Consider the following 16915-nt stretch of genomic DNA (forward strand, 5'->3'; position numbering starts at 1 on the left):
CCTGGAGAAGGCTCCGGGCAGCGGTCGGTCGCCGGGGGGTTCCCGCCCGGCCGCTTCGGGCTTACCCGTTCCCGTAGCGGCCGAGCCGCACCCTCATCGTGAGCATCTCTCCCGACCTTCTTCAGCAGATTCTCGCCGACGCCGACCACCCGCTGGGCATCAAAGAGCTCCTGCGGCTGGCTGGCCTGCACCCTGGACAGCAAACCGAGCTCAAGCGCTCGCTGCGCGAGCTGGTGCGCCAGGGCACCATCACCAAGGAGGGCAAGCGCTTCCTGCGCGCCCATCCTCGCCGTGAGGACACGGCGGGCCCCCGTCCCGCGCGCCCGGCCCCGGCCAACGAAGGCCCGCGCGTGGAGCGTTCGCCCCCGTCGGAGGGCCGCTTCGGCGGCAAGCCGTCGCGAGTGCATGGCTCCGGGCGTGGCGCGCCGCACCAGGACCGGGGTGGCTTCCGGGGCAAGGAAGGGCGCTCGACGCGTGACTTCCGCCAGGGCGGGGGACGACACGGCGAGCGCCGGCACCTCGGCCGGGAGCGCCTCGACGAGTCCTCGCTCGACACGGTGGAGGGCATCCTCCACGTCCACCGGGACGGCTTCGGCTTCGTCCACCCGGTGTCCGGCGAAGGCGAGAACATCTTCCTGCCTCCTGGCGAGGCCCAGCGCGCGCTCGACAACGACCGTGTGGTTGTGTCCGTGTCGGGGCGCCCCGGTCGTTACGAGGGGCGGTTGCTCCGTGTGGTGGACCGGCGCCGCGAACTGGCGGTGGGGGTCTACGCGGAGCATGGGCGGTACGCGCTGGTGGTCCCCACGGACACGAGCCTGCCGGGGCCCATCCGTGTCCCCTTCACGCAGATGGCGCAGGACGGCGACCTGGTGAAGGTGCGGCTCGGCGTGGGGGCGAAGCTCCTGGAGCCGGGGCGCGACCTCTACGGCGAGGTCGCGGGTTCGCTGGGCAGGCCCGGCACGCCGAGCGCGGAGGTGCTGGGCATCGCCTTCTCGCAGGGCTTCTCCGACGAATTCCCGCCCGAGGCGATGGACGAGGCGGACCGCTACGCCGTCACCGTGACGGAGGAGGAGGCGCGCGGCGAGGAGCGCAGGGACCTGCGCTCGATGCAGTTGGTCACCATCGACGGCGAGGACGCGCGCGACTTCGACGACGCCGTGTACGTGGAGGACCACGCGGGCGGCTGGCGCCTGGTGGTGGCCATCGCGGACGTGACGCACTACGTGCGCGAGCGCAGCGGGCTGGACGCGGAGGCGCTGCGGCGCGCGACGTCGGTGTACCTGCCGGACCGCGTGCTGCCCATGCTCCCGGAGCGGCTGAGCAATGGCATCTGCTCGCTCCGGCCCGACGAGGACCGGCTGTGCATGGTGGCGGACATGACGTTCGACCGCCAGGGCCAGCGCCGCTCGTACACGCTGTATCCGGCGGTGATGCGCAGCGCGGCGCGCTGCACGTACAACGAGGTGCAGGACGTCCTCGACGGCAAGGACGTGCCACACCGCAACGGCTTCAAGCCGCACTTCGAGCGGCTGATGGCGCTGGCCCGCGCGCTGATGAAGATGCGCAAGGAGCGGGGCGCCATCGACTTCGACCTGCCGGAGCACAAGGTGGTGCTCGGCAAGGACGGCCTGCCGCAGCGCATGGACAAGCGCGAGCGCAAGGACAGCCACCGCCTCATCGAGGAGTGCATGCTCGCCGCCAACGAGGCGGTGGCGCGCTTCTTCCAAGACGAGGGGCTGCCCACGGTGTACCGGTTCCACGGGGAGCCGGACCCGGAGAAGCTGGCGACGTTCGGCGCGCTCGCGGAGGCCTATGGCTTCAAGCTGCGCTTCGAGGACGGCGTGTCGTCGAAGGAGCTGGATGCCTTCATCAGCCAGCTATCGGGCCACCCGGAGCAGCGGGCGCTGAACCAGTTGCTGCTGCGCTCGATGATGCAGGCCGTGTACACGTCGACGGAGGTGGGCCACTACGGCCTCGCGGCGGAGTACTACCTGCACTTCACCTCGCCCATCCGCCGCTACCCGGACCTGCTCGTCCACCGGCTCCTGAAGGCGCACTGGGCCCGGAAGGGCCGCAAGCCCTCGCCGGCGATGCTGGAGCGCGAGGAGGAGTCGCTCGAGGACATGGCCGTGCAGTGCTCGGAGCGCGAGCGCGCGGCGATGCAGGTCGAGCGCGAGGTGGTCTCCTTCTACGCGGCCCTGATGATGAAGGACCGCGTGGGCGAGGAGTTCGCGGCCACCGTGGCCGCCATCACCGACTTCGGCTTCTTCGTCGAACTGGACGAGGTCCACGTCGAGGGGCTGGTGAAGGCGGAGACGCTGGGCCCCGGCTCGAAGCTGGACAAGCAGACGCACTCGTTGGTGTACCCGAATGGCCGGCGTGTGCGCGTGGGGCAGAAGCTGCGCGTGCGGCTGACGTCGGTGAACACGACGGCGCGGAAGATCGACTTCGAGGCGCTCCAGTTCGACGGCGAGGCGCCGCTGGCGCGGGCCGAGGGGACACAGCGAGGTCGTCGCCACGAGTGGCGCGAGCAGGCCGCGCCCCATGGCCGTCAGCGCGCGGGCCGACCCGGGAAGTGGGAGCGCGAGCAGCGCAAGGCGGAGCCTCAGGGGCCGCACGCTGGCGCGGCCACGTCTTCCCAGGGCCATCCCCGTGGGCGCTTCGTGCGCGATGGGCGCCGCGAGGAGTCCGCGCCGACGCGGACGGAGAACCGGTCGCGTCGGTCTTGGCGGGATGAAGCGCCGACCCCCGGCTCCCACGAGTCGCAGCGTCCCGCGCAGCCGACGGACCAGGGACCTGGGGAGAAGCGGCGGAGGTTCTTCCGCCCCGAGGTCCCGACCGCGCCGGAGAGCGTGCGGGAAGAAGCACCGCGAGCCGAGGTGGGGCAGGAGCCTCATGACGTCGCGGGGCCCGCGCCCTGGGAGGCTCCCGCCTCGTCGAGTGTCGAGCAGGGCGGCGCGTCACCCCATCCTGGATTCGACCGACTGCGTGCGCTGGCGGCGCAGAGCAAGCCGCACCACAAGGGCAAGGAAGGAAAGGGCGCGCAGCCGCGACACGGGGGGAAGGGGGCGCAGCAGCCTCAGCGCTCGTTCCAGCCCCCCGCGCGCTTCACACCTCCGGCGCCGAGAGACGATGCGCCGAGCTTCGACGGCGGTGTGCCGTGGCAGCCGTCGATTCCTCCGGAGCCGCCGCGCAATGCCTCGCCCGCGGAGGCCCCCCTCTTCGGTCAGCCGCCTCCGGGTGTGAGCACGACGGAGACGAGCACTTCTCAGGTGGCGTCGGACGCCTCGCGGCATGCGGAAGAGACGCCGTCCAGGGTCGGTTCACCCGCTGAGGTTCCGTCCGCCGAGCGCGTCATCGAGTCCGCGGTCGAGGTGGCCGCTTCCGATGCGGCCGACGCCGTGTCGTCGCGTGCCAAGCCGCGGAAGAAGAAGGGGGTGGCGAGTTCGGCTCCGACGAGGCGAGCCGCGCCGAGCAAGCCCGCGCCGCGTGCCTCCGCGAAGAAGCGCGTGGCCGCGAAGGTGTCTCGGAGCAAGGCCCCCGCGGTGAAGCCTTCGAAGTCGAAGGCCTCCCCCAAGCCTGGGAAGGCGAAGGTGTCCGCCACCGCGGCGAAGGTGAAGTCGAAGCCGAAGGCCGTGAAGAAGACCACGGGGACCTCCGCCAAGAAGACCCCGAAGGCGCGCGTGGCGGACTCGAAGCCCCGCGGTGCCACCGCGAAGCGCCCGAAGCGCTGAGCCCCTGGACCGAAGTCGAGCAGGCCCGAGCTGTCGACGCTCGGGCCAGGGGCGAGCCGGAGGAGTTGGCCGGGTCGTTCCTCCGAGCGCTATAACGCTCCCCATCCATTGCGAGGAGACACCGTGGGAATCATCCGACTCGTGGGAGTGATGCTCGCTGTCGCGGGGGGCGTGTTGCTGTGGTCCGGCCTGAACGCGCGGGAGTCCCTCGCGGAGCGGGCCTCCCATGCGCTCACCGGCAGGTACACCGACCGCACCACCCAATATCTCGTGGGCGGCGGGGCCGCGCTCGCCGGAGGCGTGTTGCTGGTGCTCTTCGGCGGCTCGCGCAAGCGTCGCTAGACGTCCCGCGGGGGGCGGGGTGTCAGTGGATCCACCCCTCCAGCCGTGTCTGGACGAAGGCTCCAGCCAGTCCCAGCACGAACACCGCGCCCAACGACCAGCCGAGTCGCAGCGTCAGGAGCCGTTGGCCCGACACGCGCGCCACCAGCACGAAGTTGATGGCGGCGCTCCCGAGCGAGGCGATGATGGCGCCCACCCCCGCCGTGGTGGGGGACAGCAGCCCTTGGGCGCTGAGCGACGCGGCGGACGCCACCGCGGACGCGCTCGAGACCAGGCCTCCGAGCGCGCTCACCGCGTAGAAACCCGCATGTCCCAGCAGGCTCTGGCCGACGGTGCCCACCACCTGGAACAGCAGGAGGAAGGCGCCGAACTTGAGCGCGGACGTGAGCGAGAAGGGGCTCTCCAGGGGCAGGGAAGGCGCCGTGCCCGTCCCGGGGGCCGGACGCCGTGAGCGCACCAGCGCGAGCCCCGTGCTCGACAGGAGGATGAGCGCCAGGGGCACCGCGGAGTTCACCAGCGCCCGATACGACAGCAGCCCCAGCAGCACCGCGTTGCGCAGCGCCATGGCCGCGGTGGCCAGCATCACCCCGCGGTAGGCCACCTCCTGGAGCTGACCCTCCGTCTCGCGCACCCGGTTGGACAGCTCCGTCACGGTGACGGTGCTGTTGACGAGTCCTCCGAGGAAGCCCGTCACCTCCACGCCCCGCGTGCCGAAGATCTTCAGCAGCAGGTAGTTCACGAACCCCATCGCCGCGATGAGGATGACCGTCACCCAGGCCGCGCGCGGCGCGATGAGGCCCCACGGGTCCACCGGGTTGGTCGGCAGGACGGGATAGATGGCGAACGCGAGGATGGCCAGCAGGATGGCCGAGCGCAGCTCCTCCGCGGTGATGGAATGGCTGAAGCCCGCGAGGCGCTCCTTCCACGTGAGCAACCCCGCGCTGGTGACGGCCACGGCGGCGGGTGTCACGACATGGCCCAGGCCGCACAGCACACCCGTGAAGCCCGTCACCAGCAGCGCCGCGGACGTGGTGAGCTCCGCGCCCTGGTTGGCGCGCAGCGACTGCCAGTTGAGGAAGCCCACCAACACACCGAGCAGCGCCACGGCGGTGATGGCGAAGGGAGGTCCCAGCAGGCCACCCATGGCCCCCAGCAGCGACGCGAAGCCGAAGGTCCGCAGCCCCGCCTCCTTGCCGCGCCACTCGCGCTCCAGGCCCACGAACAGGCCCACGGCCAGGGCGAGCGTCAGGCGCATCAGGGTTTGCAACGGCGGCCAGGCGATGACGGGGGGAATCCCTTCCAAGTGAGCGACCTTCCTTCGTAGGGGGAGTGCTTCAGGTGTGGCGGGGGGCTTCGTGAGAGGGCTCGCCTACCGCGTAGAGTCGAGACCAGCCGCGCTCGCGCAGCAGGCGTTGGATGGGCTCGCGCAGCTCGGCGCGCAGCCGCGGCTCCGCGTCGGGCGCATCCAGGGATGGCACCGCCAGCTCCCACGTCGTGCGGCCCGACTGCGACTCCAATCGGGGCTCTCCCGCGAGGCGCAGGTGCACGACGAGGGGCGGGAGGTCCTCGGGAGATGGGGGGGCTCCACCTTCGCTCGTGGACGTCGCGAGAGCGCGGGCGCGCTCGGGCGCCGCGAGGCCCTGGAACACGGAGACGGCCAGTTGGGCCACCGTGTCTCGCGAGCTCTGGAAGATGACCGTCCAGACGCGGGGCGCGGGTTTCGTCGTGGGGCGCATCAACCAGCGGAACAGGCACACGGCGAGCGCGGCGCCGAGCAACTGCGCGGCGATGATGGACTCCACGTCGAGCGGATGGAGCGCGCTGGCGTGGGTGCTCGCGGCGCGCGCGAGGATGAGCGCGGGGTTGGCGAGCGAGCGCGAGTCCGTGAACCACACCGTGGCCGCGATGTAGATCGCCGCCACGACGGGCGTCGCCGCGGGCCGGCTGCGGACGCAGCCACGCACCACGACCAGCAGGCCGAAGGTGGAGACGAGCTCCGTGAGGAACTGCGCGGAGCTGGCCGAGGGCGCCTGCGCGGCGATGAGCAGCGGCTCCCCGCACATCAGGTGGGCGACGAGGCGCCCGGCCAGTCCGCCCAGCAACTGGGCGAGCACGTAGCGTGGGACATCCCGCCACGGCGTGCCGTCCTCCAGGGCATCGGCGAAGGTGAGGGCGGGGTTGAAGTGCGCGCCCGACAGCGGCTGGAGGACCAGCGTGAGGCACGCGAGGACGGCGCCCGCCGCCAGCGACATGAAGAGGCGACCCTCCGTGGCGCTGACGCCCAGGTGCTCGGCGCCGTGGTGGGCCCCCTCGAGCGCCACCACCAGCAGGCCACATCCCAGGGCTTCGACCGCGAGGCGCCGGGGGCGGTTGAGTCGCGCCGTGCCAGAAGGGGTCGAGGCTGGGAGTTCGCCGGTCATCGCAGGGCCCTGCCACTCCCGTGCGGAGCCCCTGGGAGACCGTCTCCCCGGCCGCACGCGGATCTCCCACCCTATGCCTCGGAGAATCGTCCGTCAAAGGGCCATGACGGCGCTCGGGCCCGGGGTGCGTGGAAGGCCACTCGAGCGTGGACGCGCCGCTCGGGATCGCCGAGCGGGCAGGCGAGGTGCGTCGTGGCGTCGGACCGCCTCACGGGCCTCCGCCGCGAAGCCTGGAAACGGCGGGCCCCCGTCCATCCGTCACCCTCGCTGCGTGACGGAAGGGCGAGGGCCCGGGTGTCCGGCGACGAACGTCAGGCGTTCAGCGCGGCGGCGTGGTGCCGCAGGTGGTCATCCATGAACGTGGAGATGAAGTAGTAGCCGTGGTCGTAGCCCTCGTGGACGCGGAGGGTGAGGGACTGGCCCACGGCGTCACACGCCTCGCGCAGGAGCTCGGGACGCAGTTGCTCCTGGAGGAACTTGTCGCCCGTGCCCTGGTCCACCAGCAGGTGCGGCAGTCGCGTCTTGCTGGCGCGCAGGAGCTCGGTCGTGTCGTAGGCGCGCCACGTCTCCGAGTCGTCCCCCAGGTAGCCCTTGAAGGCCTTCTGGCCCCACGGCACGCGCATGGGCGCGACGATGGGCGCGAACGCGGACACGGAGCGGTAGCGCCCCGGGTTGCGCAGCGCGCTCACCAGCGCGCCATGGCCTCCCATGGAGTGGCCGAAGATGCCCTCGCGGTCCGCGCGGGCGGGGAAGTGCGCGGCGACGAGCGCGGGCAGCTCCCGCGTGACGTACGTCCCCATGCGGTAGCGCGCGGACCAGGGAGCCTGGGTCGCGTCCAGGTAGAAGCCCGCGCCGACGCCGAAGTCCCACGCGGCGTCCTCGCCCGGGTAGCCGGCGCCGCGCGGACTCGTGTCCGGCGCCACCAGCATGATGCCCAGCTCCGCGGCCACGCGCTGCGCCCCACCCTTGATGAGGAACGTCTCCTCCGTGCACGTGAGGCCCGCGAGGTAGTAGAGCACCGGCACCGGACGCTCCCGCGCCTGGGGCGGGACGAAGATGCCGAAGCGCATGTCCCCACCGCAGGCCTCGGAGGCGTGCTTGTAGAAGCCCACCGTGCCGTCGAAGCAGCGGTGCTGGCTCAGCAGGGTGGGAGCCGCCGACGTCATGAGTACTTCACCACGCTGCGGATGGACTCGCCCTTGTGCATCAGGTCGAAGCCCTGGTTGATGTCCTCCAGCTTCAGCGTGTGGGTGATGAGGTCGTCGACGTTGATCTTCCCCTCCATGTACCAGTCGACGATCTTCGGCACGTCCGTGCGCCCGCGCGCGCCGCCGAACGCGCTGCCCTTCCACACGCGGCCGGTGACCAACTGGAAGGGACGCGTGCGGATCTCCTGCCCCGCGCCCGCGACGCCGATGATGATGCTCTCGCCCCAGCCCCGGTGGCAGCACTCCAGCGCCTGCCGCATCGTGTTCACGTTGCCGATGCACTCGAAGCTGTAGTCCGCGCCGCCACCCGTCAGGTTCACCAGGTAGGGGACGAGGTCGCCCTCCACCTCCTTCGGGTTGACGAAGTGGGTGAGGCCGAACTTCTCCGCCATGGCCTTGCGCGCGGGGTTGAGGTCCACGCCGACGATCTGGTCCGCGCCGACCATGCGCGCCGCCTGCACCACGTTGAGGCCGATGCCGCCCAGCCCGAACACCACCACCTTCGCGCCGGCCTCCACCTTCGCCGTGTACACCACCGCGCCGATGCCCGTCGTCACGCCACAGCCGATGTAGCAGACCTTGTCGAACGGAGCGTCCTCGCGAATCTTCGCGACGGCGATCTCCGGCAGCACCGTGTACTGCGCGAAGGTCGAGGTGCCCATGTAGTGGTGCACCGCCTGCTTGCCCAGACGGAAGCGGCTGGTGCCGTCCGGCATCAGGCCCTTGCCCTGCGTCGCGCGGATGGCCGTGCACAGGTTCGTCTTGCGCGACAGGCACGACTTACATTGCCGGCACTCCGGCGTGTACAGCGGGATGACGTGGTCGCCCTTGCGCACCGACGTCACGCCCGGACCCACGTCCACCACCACCCCCGCGCCCTCGTGGCCGAGGATGGCCGGGAACAGTCCCTCCGGGTCCGCGCCCGACAGGGTGAACTCATCCGTGTGGCAGATACCGGTGGCCTTCAGCTCGACGAGCACCTCGCCCGCCTTCGGGCCCTCCAGGTGCACCGTCTCGATGCTCAACGGCTTGCCTGCCTCGAGCGCCACCGCCGCGCGCACGTCCATTACGCCTCCCTCGTGAGTTGTGAGGCGCGCAGACTAGTGCGTGGCCCCCGAGCGGCGCAGCAGGGAATCAGGGCGTGACGCCCATCGAACGCTTGACCTCGCGGATAAGACGAAGGGCCCGGAACCGGCTCGCGGTCCCAGGCCCCTCGGGCAATCCCACGTCGTGGCGCGGACTACTGCGCGTTGGCGGCCTGGGCCGCCTTCTGCGCCTTCTGCGCCTCGCTGAACTTCTGGGTCATCACCTGGAACTGCGCCTGGAAGTCGTCCATCTTCTTCTGGTGCTCGGCGGCGCGGGCGGTGGCCTCGGCGACGACGGCGGCGTTCTTCGCGTTCTCCTTCGCCTCCGACTCCGCCATCTCCTTCTGCTGGCGCTCGTACTCCATCAGGCGGCCCATCACGACGCGCTTGTTGAGGTACGTGTTGGCGGAGTTGGGGTTGAGGGCGATGACCTGGTCGTAGTAGCCGAGCGCCTTCTCCAGGGCGTCCTTGACGATGGGCGCGGCCATCGAGCGCGCGCCGCCGCGCTGGGCGTAGATCTCCGCGATCCACCCGAGCGCCGTCTCGTTCTTGGGGTCGAGCTTGAAGGCCTCGCCGAAGTACTTCTCGGCCTGGTCCAGGTCGTTGCCCTTCATGTACATGCTGGCCAGGGTGACGTACGTCTCCACCTTCTCGGCGGGCACGGTCTTCAGCTCGAGGATCTTCAGCACCGCCTCGGCGGCCTTGTCCGTCTCACCCAGCTCCATGTGGGCGAAGGCCTTCTTCTCCCAGACCTTCTCCTGCTTGGGGTCCGCCTGGAGCGACAGGGCATATTCGGCGGTGGCCTCCTTGAACTCCTTCTTGGCCAGGTGGTTGGTGCCCTTGACCCGGTGCTGCTTCGCGACGTCGGGCTCCTCGGAACACGCCACCACGCCACCCAGGGAGAGAACTCCGAACACCAGACCGACTCGTGCCAGTCGCTTCATGTGGGAACCTTTCGAGCAGGTCCGGGGACACGTCCCCGACCTGGTCAGAATCGCAGCGCAACGCGTTGTCGTGGGACCCGCCCTCACGGGTCCGGAATTCGGGCCAGCATAGCCGAAGTCACGTGGAATCCGCCCGGGACATCCGCGGCCGTCCTCCGAGCGTCCAGGCGCGTCGCCCGGGGTCCGGCTGGGGCGGGGACTGGTGGTATGGGTGACAGGGCGCATGCCCGGCCGGGCTACGTGGGAACTGCTACCGTGCCGCGCGCCATGAGCATCCTCTCCCGCCGAACCGTCCTCCAGGGGCTCGTCGTCACCGCCGCGGCGGGCTGTGCCTCGAGTCGTCCGCGAGTCGCCCCGCGCCCCGGGCCGGAGCTGCCCCTGGGGGCGCAGGTGGGCGACGTGCGTGGCGGGGCGGCCACGGTCTGGGGCAAGGCGTCCCGGGCCTCTCGCCTGGTGGTGGAGTGGAGTGAGGACGCGCGCCTGCTCCGGGGCGTGACGCGCGTGGAGGGGCCGTTGCTCGGCGCCGCGTCTGACTTCACGGGCGTGGTGGACTTGTCCGGTCTGCCCGCGGGACGCGAGGTCCACGTGCGCGTGCTGGCGGAGGAGGACGGGCGGACGGGCGAGGCGTGGCAGGGCCGCTTCCTCACCGCGCCGGACGCGACGCGCGACATCTGCTTCGCGTGGAGCGCGGACGTGTGTGGCCAGGGCTGGGGCATCAACCGGGAGTGGGGTGGTTATCGCGGCTATGCGGCCCTGCGCGCGTCGCGGCCGGACTTCTTCCTGCACGTCGGCGACGCCATCTACGCGGACAACCCGCTGTCCCCCGAGGTGACGCTCCCGGACGGTCGGGTGTGGCGCAACCTGGTGACGCCCGCGAAGTCGAAGGTGGCGGAGACGCTGGACGAGCTGCGTGGGAACTTCGCGTACAACTTCCTCGACGAATCGCTGCGCGCGTTCGCGCGCGAGGTGCCCATCTCGTATCAGTGGGACGACCACGAGGTCCGCAACAACTGGTACCCCGGACGCAGCCTCGCGGGAGACCCTCGCTACACCCAGGTCTCCGACGAGGGCGTGCTGGGCGCGAGGGCGCGACAGGCCTTCTTCGAGTACTCGCCCGTGGGCGGCGCGGCGCGCGCGGAGGGGCGCATCCACCGCAAGCTCTCGTATGGCCCGCGGCTCGACGTGTTCATTCCCGACGTGAGGGCCTTCCGGGGGCCCAATGGGCTCAACCGCCAGGCGCAGCCGGGACCGGACACGGCCTTCCTGGGACGCGCGCAGCTCGACGGGCTCAAGGAGGCGTTGGCCGCGTCCACCGCGACGTGGAAGGTGATCGCCACCAGCATGCCGTTGGGGCTCATCATCCCGGACGCGAAGCTGCCGGACGGCAACCCGGCGATGGAGGGCTGGGCCAACGGCGAGGGCGTCCCGTTGGGGCGCGAGCTGGAGCTGGCGGAGCTGCTGTCGTTCATCAAGGCGCGCCGCGTGCGCAACGTGCTGTTCCTCACCGCGGACGTCCATTACCCCGCCATGCACCACTACCACCCGGAGCGCGCGCGCTTCCGCGACTTCGAGCCGTTCTGGGAGTTCGTCGCGGGACCGCTGCACGCGGGGACGTTCGGTCCCAACGCGCTCGACGACACCTTCGGCCCGGAGGTGCGCTGGCACCGTCCCAGCACGATGGTGAACGCGGCGCCGTGGGAGGGACAGCAGTACTACGGCAGCGTGCGCATCCAGGCCGCGACGGGCGCGCTCACCGTGGCCATCCACGACCTCACGGGACAGGCGTTGCACCAGGTGGAGTTGGAGCCCCAGGCATGAGCCTGCTGCCCTGGTTGGCGCTCGCGGGCGCGGTGGGGGGCGGATTGTGGTTCGCGCGAGCCCGTCGTCGGGCGTCGACCTGGACCTGTCGCAAGTGCGCGAAGGCGCGCGTGCTGCTCGACGAGGACACCGAGGACCCGTACCTGAGCGAGGCGCAGCGCCGGGAGGAGCAGCTCGGCGCCGTGGACTATCAGGTCTGGTGGTGCGCTTCGTGCGAGGACGGCGTCGTGGTGCGCCGCGCGCCGTTCAGCTCGCGCGCCGTGGTGTGCAAGGAGTGCCGGAGCCGGGCCGCGAAGGAGAAGGCCTATACCGTGGTCCCCGCGACGAAGGACCGGGGTGGGGAGTTGCGCGTCGAGCTGGATTGCGAGCGCTGCGGCCATGCACAGCGCTTCTCTCGATATACCCCCCGGGCCTCGTAGCACCGCGGATGCGTCAGGCGTCGTTCAGGTCGTGAGCACCAGCTTGACGAGCTCCGGCGGACTGCCCACGCGCATGGGGGGCCCCCAGAAGCCACAGCCCCGGCTCACGTAGATGTGCGAGTCGCCGTGGCGATAGAGCCCCGCGGAGTGCTCCCAGGCGAGCCCGATGAGCAGCGTCATGGGCAGCAACTGTCCGCCGTGCGTGTGGCCGGAGAGCTGGAGGTCCACGCCGCGCTCCGCCGCGACCTTGAAGTTCGCGGGCTGGTGCGCGAGCAGCACCGACGCCCGGTCCGGCTCCCTGCCGGCGAGCGCGAGGTCCAGGTCGTAGCCCTTGTTGCCTCGTCGGCGCCAGCCGCTCCAGTCGTCCACGCCCACCAGGTCGAGCGACCCCCCCGCGTCGCCGATGCGGACGTGGCGGTTGCGCAGCACCTCGATGTCGAGCGTCTGGAGGAACGCCGACCACTCCTCGTCACCGGAGTAGTAGTCGTGGTTGCCCGTGACGAAGAAGCTGCCGAAGCGGGAGCGTAGCTCGCGCAGCGCCGCGACGGATGGTCCGAGCGTGGGGACGTCGCCATCCACCAGGTCGCCGGTGATGGCCACGAGGTCCGGTCGCAACGCGTTCGCCTGCCGCACCAACTCGTCCATGAAGCGGCGCTGGATGAAGGGCCCCACGTGGATGTCGGTGAGCTGGACGATGGTGAGCCCGTCGAGGGCCTTGGGAAGCTTCGGGATGCGGACCGCCAGCTCCGTCACCGTGGGCGGCGCGAAGGCGCGCCAGTGTCCGTAGGCGGCCAGGCTGCCCCCCGCCAGCGCGGCGCCTCCCGCCAGCGCCCGTCCCAGGAACAGGCGCCGCTCCTCGTCGACCGTTTGCTCGATGGGGGCCGACGCCGCGTGAGCGGGCGCGACGGAGGCAGTGGGCGTCGATTGGCGACGGACCCGCTGCGCCAGGAGCACGGCCGCGCGGACGAGGTCCATGGCTCCCAGCGCGATGACCAGGCAGAGCGCCGTCCCCATCCACGAGTAGGCGGCGACGGTGACGAGGCCCTCGAACTGCTCGGGCAGGGCGTCCAGGAGGGTGCGTCGCAGCGCGAGCAGCGCCGTCATCGCGCCGAGCAGCAGCAGGGCCACCCGTCGCGCCCACCTCCCACGCACCAGCGGACGCACGAGCCGACGATACAGATACACGTGGCCCAGCACCGCGCCGAGCCCGATGAGCATCGAGAAGGAGAAGAGTCGCGACGGCATCCGCTGGGTCCACCCGAAAGGAAATGAATCGTAACATGGAGCCCCCCGTCCGCGTGGGCCACGCTGGGTATGGCTCCTTGCCGCTGCCCGCGTGAACCCCGTGTGGGACGCTAGATTCCTGGCCGCGAACAACTGGGAGGAAGGCGCATGGACAAGGTCATCGTCATCACGGGGGCGAGCGGTGGAATCGGCGCCGAGCTGGCCCGACAGGCGGGGGCGCGTGGCGCGAAGGTGGTGCTGGCGGCACGTCGTCGCGCGGAGCTGGAGGCGGTTGCGGCGCGCTCGGGCCAGGAGGCCCTGGCCGTGGTCACCGACGTGACTCGCAGGGACGAGGTGGAGCGGCTGCGGGACGCGGCGCTCGCGCGCTTCGGGCGCATCGACGTCTGGGTGAACAACGCGGGGCGAGGCATCACCCGCTCGGTGTCGGCGCTGACGGACGAGGACCTCACGGAGATGTGGCGCGACAACGTGAACAGCGCGCTCTACGGCATGCAGGCCGTGCTGCCGCACTTCCAGTCGAGGAACGCCGGGCAGATCCTCAACGTCTCCAGCGTCCTCGGGCGGCTGCCGGGTGTGCCCCATCGCTCCGCGTACAGCGCCGCGAAGCATGCGCTCAACGCGCTGAGCGCCTGCTTGCGCCAGGAGCTGCGCGAGTCGCATCCCGGCATCGTCGTCACCGTGGTCATGCCGGGCGTCGTCGCCACCGAGTTCGGCACGAACGCCCGGGGGGGCGGCCCCGACTCCCGGATGCTGCCCGGCGCGCAGAGCGTGGAGGAGGCCTCGGCGGTCATCCTCGAGGCCATCGAGCACCCTCGCGCGGACGTCTACACGCGGGAGGCCGCGCGTGTGGAGATCGAGCGCTACTACCACGACGTGGAGGCCTTCGAACGCGCCGCCGCGAAGCGCTGAGGCGGGGTGGGTTCGTCTCGCCGGGAGGGTGGGGTGACTCCTCCCGGCGAGGTCCCGTCACTCGTAGCGCAGCGACTCGATGGGGGCGAGGCTCGCCGCGCGACGGGCCGGCCAGATGCCGAAGAACACGCCCACGGTCGCCGAGAAGGCGATGGCCACCACGATGGCCTCGGGCGCCACGACCATCGTCCAGCCCATGACCCGCTGGAGGATGGCTGCTCCACCGACGCCGAGCAGCAGGCCCAGCGTGCCTCCGGCCAGGCACAGCACCAGGGACTCGACGAGGAACTGGAGCAGGATGTCCATCCCCGTGGCGCCGAGCGCCTTGCGCAGGCCGATCTCCCGCGTCCGCTCCGTCACGGACACCAGCATGATGTTCATGATGCCGATGCCTCCCACGAGCAGGGAGATGGCCGCGATGCCGGCCAGCAGCAGCGAGAACGTCTGCGTCGTCTCCTGCACCGTGGCCAGGAGCGACGCCTGGTCCCGGATGTTGAAGTCCGCCTGCGCCTCCGGGCGCAGCCGGTGTTCGCGGCGAAGCTTGGTGTCGATCTCCGCCATCGCGTCGTCCATGGACTTTTCGTCGACGGCCTGCACGGCGATGGAGCGGATGCGGTCGCTGCCCATCACCCGGAACTGGGCGGTGGACAGCGGGATGTAGAGGCTCTCGTCCGGGTTGGAGAAGCCCTGCGCGCCCTTCTCCGCGAGCACCCCGATGACCTCGAACGGGATGCCTCGGATGCGGAGGGTCTCACCCACCAGCGCCGCCGAGTCCCTCGCGCCAATCTGCGCGCCCACGAGCGCGCCCAGCACCACGACGCGGCGACGCCCCCGGTCCTCCGCGTCCGTGAAGAGGCGACCGGCGACGAGGTTGGACTCGTTGATGGTGAAGTACGCGGGCCAGGCGCCCACCACGGACATGTTCGCGTTGCCCGCGCCGAGCTCCACCTGGAAGCGCGATTCGATCTCCGGCGAGACGGCCTGGATGTGCTTCGGGTTCGCCCGCAGCGCCTCCGCGTCGTCGATGGTCATCGTCGCCTGTCCACGGCCCAGGCCTCCGGAGAAGGACTGGCCGGGCCGCACCGTCAGCACGTTGGTGCCGAGCGTCTTCAGGCGCTGCTCGACGGAGCGCTGGGCCCCTTCGCCCAGCGCCACCATGGTGATGACCGCCGCGATGCCGATGACGATGCCCAGCATCGTGAGCAGCGAGCGCAGCTTGTTGGCGAGGACCGCGTCGAACGCGACCAGGATGATCTCTCCCATGACCTGAACTCCTCCTGCCTACCGTCCACCACCGCCCATGCGCATGCCACCGCCGCCGGGAATCATCCCGCCCGCGGCCTGGCGCATGCGCTCCGTGCGCTGCTGCTGCTGTTGCTGGAGCTGCGCGACCGAGATGAGCAGCACCTGCTCACCGTCCTGGAGTCCGCTGAGGACCTCGGAGCTCTCCCAGTCGCTCAGGCCCAGCGTCACCCGGCGCGGCTCCGGCCCCTTCGGGCCCTGCACGAAGACGACGCCAGGACGGGTGTCTCCAGTGCCTTGTCCCCCTTCGCGCTCGCGCCCACGTCCGCGCCGGCCCTCGCCCGGGCCTTCCGCGCCCGGACCCGTGGCGCCCGTCGTGGCCACGTTCACCGGCGTCGCACTGCCCACCGCCGGCGCCGTGCCCGCGGCACGCGGTCCCTCCGTCGGTGCACCCGGTGCGGCCGGGCCGCTGCCTCCGGCCGCGGACGGGGCCTCGCCGCCACCCGGGGGACCGCCCCGGCCACCCGGCGGACGGAGCAGGGCGCGCACCGTCTCCTCACTCACGCCCACCGTCGCCGCCGCCGAGCGCGCGTCGCGCATGCTCACCACGGCGGAGTTCGGCACGGTGAGCGCGTTGCGGCGGCGCGAGATTTCAATCGCGACCTCGGCGTTCATACCCGGGCGGAGCAGCCCGTCCGGGTTCTCCAGCCGCACCAGCACCGGGAAGAGGGTGACGTTCTGCTCCACGAGCGCCTGCGGTTCGATCTTCACGACATCGCCCACGAACGTCTTGCCCGGGTAGGCCTCCATCGTCACGCGCGCCTTGAGGCCGGCCTTGAGCTGCCCCACGTCCGTCTCGTCCACCTTCGCGCGGACCTGCATGATGGACAGGTCCGCCATCTTGAAGAGCGTGCTGCCGCCGGACACGTTGGACGTGGCGGAGGCGATGATCTGCCCCGGTTGGATCTGCCGCTCCAGCAGCGTGCCGGAGCTGGGCGCGCGGATGGTGACGTCGCGGCTGCGCTCCTTGGCGAGCTGGAGGTTGGTCTCCGCGCGCACCTTCGCCGCGCGGGCCGTGGCGTACGCGTCCACCGCGGACTCATACTCCTGTTGGGTGACGTAGCCGGACTGGCGCAGCGACTCCATGCGCTGTCGCTGGGCCTCGGTCGTGTTCAGTCGCACGCGCGCGGACTCCAGGTCCGCCTGGGCCTGGGCCAGCGCGTTCTGCACGTCGCGCGGGTCGATCTCCGCCAGGAGCGCGTCCTTCTCCACCTTGTCCCCGGTGTCGAAGAGGACGCGCAGCACCTCGCCGGAGGCCTTGGACTTCACCTCCACCACGCGCAGGGGCTCCACGAGTCCCGCCGACTCCGCCACCACCTCCATGTCCCGCCGCTCCACCGCCACCACCGCCGCGGAGCGCGCGGGCGCCTCCTTCTCCCCGGTGCCTCGGACGTAATACACGCCCGCGCCGAGCAGGAGTGCCGCGGCACCCGTGATGACCACCTTCTTCGTCTTGCTCACGACGTCCCTCCAGGTCCTCGAGGCCGCG

At 71.2% G+C, this 16915-nt stretch carries 13 protein-coding genes; 5 read left to right on the forward strand and 8 right to left on the reverse strand.

The features are described 5' to 3' along the window. The first annotated feature begins 98 nt into the window (after nucleotides 1-98). Both rnr and LZ198_RS18455 read left to right on the forward strand, forming a co-directional pair. Complete coding sequence (gene rnr, locus LZ198_RS18450) at nucleotides 99-3734, forward strand: ribonuclease R (protein WP_253973311.1); 3636 nt, start codon at nucleotides 99-101, stop codon at nucleotides 3732-3734. Nucleotides 3735-3857: 123 nt separating this feature from the next. Continuing rightward, nucleotides 3858-4076, forward strand: a complete 219-nt coding sequence (locus LZ198_RS18455; protein ID WP_253973312.1) for a DUF3185 family protein — start codon at nucleotides 3858-3860, stop codon at nucleotides 4074-4076. Between the two features lie 22 nt (nucleotides 4077-4098). On the opposite strand, the gene LZ198_RS18460 is transcribed toward LZ198_RS18455, so the two are convergent. The 5 genes from LZ198_RS18460 to LZ198_RS18480 form a co-directional block, all read right to left on the reverse strand. After that, nucleotides 4099-5379, reverse strand: coding sequence for an MgtC/SapB family protein (locus tag LZ198_RS18460; protein ID WP_253973313.1), 1281 nt, complete (start codon nucleotides 5377-5379; stop codon nucleotides 4099-4101). 31 nt (nucleotides 5380-5410) lie between these two features. Continuing rightward, on the reverse strand, nucleotides 5411-6496 hold the full coding sequence (locus LZ198_RS18465; RefSeq protein WP_253973314.1) for an aquaporin: 1086 nt from the start codon (nucleotides 6494-6496) through the stop codon (nucleotides 5411-5413). 311 nt (nucleotides 6497-6807) lie between these two features. Then, nucleotides 6808-7662: an S-formylglutathione hydrolase gene (gene fghA / locus LZ198_RS18470; protein ID WP_253973315.1), complete on the reverse strand. Its 855-nt coding sequence runs from the start codon at nucleotides 7660-7662 to the stop codon at nucleotides 6808-6810. After that, nucleotides 7659-8771: an S-(hydroxymethyl)glutathione dehydrogenase/class III alcohol dehydrogenase gene (locus LZ198_RS18475; protein ID WP_253973316.1), complete on the reverse strand. Its 1113-nt coding sequence runs from the start codon at nucleotides 8769-8771 to the stop codon at nucleotides 7659-7661. Before LZ198_RS18475 ends, fghA begins: the two co-directional genes overlap by 4 nt. Before the next feature lie 173 nt (nucleotides 8772-8944). Further along, entirely contained in the window at nucleotides 8945-9733 is a 789-nt protein-coding gene (locus LZ198_RS18480; RefSeq protein ID WP_253973317.1) for a tetratricopeptide repeat protein, read from the reverse strand. A gap of 267 nt (nucleotides 9734-10000) precedes the next feature. Between LZ198_RS18480 and LZ198_RS18485 the strand changes: the two genes are divergently transcribed. Both LZ198_RS18485 and LZ198_RS18490 read left to right on the forward strand, forming a co-directional pair. After that, nucleotides 10001-11551, forward strand: a complete 1551-nt coding sequence (locus LZ198_RS18485) for an alkaline phosphatase D family protein (protein WP_253973318.1) — start codon at nucleotides 10001-10003, stop codon at nucleotides 11549-11551. Further along, a complete protein-coding gene (locus tag LZ198_RS18490) occupies nucleotides 11548-11970 on the forward strand; it encodes a hypothetical protein (protein WP_253973319.1) in 423 nt (140 codons plus the stop codon). The genes LZ198_RS18485 and LZ198_RS18490 overlap by 4 nt, the downstream gene beginning before the upstream one ends. A gap of 24 nt (nucleotides 11971-11994) precedes the next feature. On the opposite strand, the gene LZ198_RS18495 is transcribed toward LZ198_RS18490, so the two are convergent. Beyond that, nucleotides 11995-13215 carry a metallophosphoesterase gene (locus LZ198_RS18495; RefSeq protein ID WP_253973320.1) on the reverse strand — a complete coding sequence of 407 codons (1221 nt, stop codon included), beginning with the start codon at nucleotides 13213-13215 and terminating at the stop codon, nucleotides 11995-11997. Nucleotides 13216-13362: 147 nt separating this feature from the next. Between LZ198_RS18495 and LZ198_RS18500 the strand changes: the two genes are divergently transcribed. Continuing rightward, a complete protein-coding gene (locus LZ198_RS18500) occupies nucleotides 13363-14124 on the forward strand; it encodes an SDR family NAD(P)-dependent oxidoreductase (RefSeq protein WP_253973321.1) in 762 nt (253 codons plus the stop codon). A 57-nt stretch (nucleotides 14125-14181) separates the two neighbouring features. On the opposite strand, the gene LZ198_RS18505 is transcribed toward LZ198_RS18500, so the two are convergent. Both LZ198_RS18505 and LZ198_RS18510 read right to left on the reverse strand, forming a co-directional pair. Next, nucleotides 14182-15387 carry an ABC transporter permease gene (locus LZ198_RS18505; RefSeq protein WP_253973322.1) on the reverse strand — a complete coding sequence of 402 codons (1206 nt, stop codon included), beginning with the start codon at nucleotides 15385-15387 and terminating at the stop codon, nucleotides 14182-14184. Between the two features lie 18 nt (nucleotides 15388-15405). Further along, the gene (locus tag LZ198_RS18510; protein ID WP_253973323.1) at nucleotides 15406-16887 is read right to left on the reverse strand and encodes an efflux RND transporter periplasmic adaptor subunit; all 1482 of its coding nucleotides are present in this window, start codon (nucleotides 16885-16887) and stop codon (nucleotides 15406-15408) included. Nucleotides 16888-16915: the final 28 nt, after the last annotated feature.

Source organism: Myxococcus dinghuensis (assembly GCF_024198235.1).
Lineage (GTDB): Bacteria > Myxococcota > Myxococcia > Myxococcales > Myxococcaceae > Myxococcus > Myxococcus dinghuensis.

Excerpts from the sequence above, each read along its gene's own strand:
- LZ198_RS18465 (WP_253973314.1), bottom strand. The coding sequence starts at position 6,496 with ATGACCGGCGAACTCCCAGCCTCGACCCCTTCTGGCACGGCGCGACTC.
- fghA (WP_253973315.1), bottom strand. The coding sequence starts at position 7,662 with ATGACGTCGGCGGCTCCCACCCTGCTGAGCCAGCACCGCTGCTTCGAC.
- LZ198_RS18475 (WP_253973316.1), bottom strand. The coding sequence starts at position 8,771 with ATGGACGTGCGCGCGGCGGTGGCGCTCGAGGCAGGCAAGCCGTTGAGC.
- LZ198_RS18480 (WP_253973317.1), bottom strand. The coding sequence starts at position 9,733 with ATGAAGCGACTGGCACGAGTCGGTCTGGTGTTCGGAGTTCTCTCCCTG.
- LZ198_RS18485 (WP_253973318.1), top strand. The coding sequence starts at position 10,001 with ATGAGCATCCTCTCCCGCCGAACCGTCCTCCAGGGGCTCGTCGTCACC.
- LZ198_RS18490 (WP_253973319.1), top strand. The coding sequence starts at position 11,548 with ATGAGCCTGCTGCCCTGGTTGGCGCTCGCGGGCGCGGTGGGGGGCGGA.
- LZ198_RS18495 (WP_253973320.1), bottom strand. The coding sequence starts at position 13,215 with ATGCCGTCGCGACTCTTCTCCTTCTCGATGCTCATCGGGCTCGGCGCG.
- LZ198_RS18500 (WP_253973321.1), top strand. The coding sequence starts at position 13,363 with ATGGACAAGGTCATCGTCATCACGGGGGCGAGCGGTGGAATCGGCGCC.
- LZ198_RS18505 (WP_253973322.1), bottom strand. The coding sequence starts at position 15,387 with ATGGGAGAGATCATCCTGGTCGCGTTCGACGCGGTCCTCGCCAACAAG.